The organism is Citrobacter sp. wls613 (genome assembly GCF_005281195.1).
GTDB classification, from domain to species: domain Bacteria; phylum Pseudomonadota; class Gammaproteobacteria; order Enterobacterales; family Enterobacteriaceae; genus Citrobacter; species Citrobacter gillenii.
This window is the reverse complement of the sequence record NZ_SZXN01000057.1, coordinates 49,868-51,284: the sequence shown is the minus strand read 5'-3', so window position 1 is coordinate 51,284 and position 1,417 is coordinate 49,868. Positions and strand designations below refer to the sequence as shown.

Genomic DNA, 1,417 nt, shown 5'->3' with positions numbered 1-1,417 from the left:
CCTGCCAGTTCAGCTCCCCTGCGACGCCCCAGCCGTTGCTGGTGCGTTCAAGGTTGTCGTCGTGCAGTAAGAAGATCTCGCCATCTTTTGACAATTTCGCGTCAAATTCGATCATGGTATGCCCGAATCGCGCCCCCACATCGATTGCCGCCAGCGTGTTTTCCGGGGCCAGTTTACCGCCACCACGATGGGCGACAATATGGGGATAAGGCCAGTTACTCATACTCGTTGTCCTGTTTCGCCATCAAAGAGATGCATATGGTTTTCGGGCAGATGCAGCCACAGCGTGCTGCCTGCCGTCGGGCGATGCTGATGCGCCAGCCGCACCACCAGTTTCTGCTCGCCCCAGCGTCCGTGGGCCAGGTTATCCGCGCCCAGCATTTCCAGGGTGTCTAGCACCTGCGGCACGCCGCCTTCGGCCTGCGAGCTTAGCGCAATATGCTCCGGGCGGATACCCAGCGTCATGTTACGCCCAATATGGCGCGAATAATCCTTGCCGAGGGGCAACATCATGCCGCTCTCCAGCTCAAAATGATGGCCCGTGGCGCTGATACGCCCGTCCAGAAGGTTCATGGCCGGGCTGCCGATAAAGCTCGCCACAAAGCGGCTGGCCGGTTTTTCGTACACCTCAACCGGCGTACCGATTTGTTCGGCGACGCCTTTGTTCATCACCAGTACCCGCTGGGCAAGGGTCATAGCTTCGACCTGATCGTGGGTTACGTAAAGTGAGGTGGTTTTCAGTCGCCGGTGCAGATGTTGTAACTCCAGACGCATCTGCACGCGCAGCTTGGCATCAAGGTTGGAAAGCGGCTCATCAAACAGGAATACTGCCGGTTCGCGCACAATCGCCCGTCCCATCGCCACACGCTGACGCTGGCCACCGGAAAGCTCGCGTGGGCGACGATTGAGCAGTTCGCTCAGCTCAAGGATACGCGCGGCATCGTTCACACGCTCGGCAATGTGCGCTTTGCTCATGCCGCGAATTTTCAGCCCCCAGGCCATATTTTCTTCCACACTCATATGCGGGTAGAGCGCGTAATTCTGGAACACCATCGCAATACCGCGATCTTTCGGCTCCATCTCGGTGACGCGCTTATTTTCAATCCAGATATCGCCGCTGCTCACCCGCTCCAGTCCGGCGACCATGCGCAGCAGCGTAGACTTACCGCAGCCAGACGGCCCGACCATTACGATAAACTCCCCGTCCGCAACGTCCAGCGTCAGCGGTTTAATCACCTGGGTTTTACCGTCCCAGCTTTTGGTTACTGCCTGTAGTTTTAAACCAGCCATTTTATTTCTCACTATCGACCAGGCCACGCACAAACGCGCGCTGCATGGCTAACACGATGATTACCGGAGGGATAAGCGTCAGCAGCATAGCTGCCATCACGTGGTTCCACTGCGTCGTACCTTCACC

The 1,417-nt window shown here is 57.7% G+C and carries 2 protein-coding genes and 1 pseudogene; all 3 read right to left on the bottom strand.

What is annotated here, in order from left to right; genetic code table 11:
- Nucleotides 1-223, bottom strand: a 223-nt coding sequence (locus FDX01_RS23785; protein WP_283205042.1) for a glycerophosphodiester phosphodiesterase family protein, incomplete at its 3' end; no start/stop codon positions are given.
- Nucleotides 220-1,290: a sn-glycerol-3-phosphate import ATP-binding protein UgpC gene (locus tag FDX01_RS12560; RefSeq protein WP_137399869.1), complete on the bottom strand. Its 1,071-nt coding sequence runs from the start codon at nt 1,288-1,290 to the stop codon at nt 220-222. The genes FDX01_RS12560 and FDX01_RS23785, both read right to left, overlap by 4 nt.
- 1 nt (nt 1,291) lies before the next feature.
- Nucleotides 1,292-1,417 (bottom strand): annotated as a pseudogene (locus tag FDX01_RS23780) (glycerol-3-phosphate transporter); the annotation flags it as partial.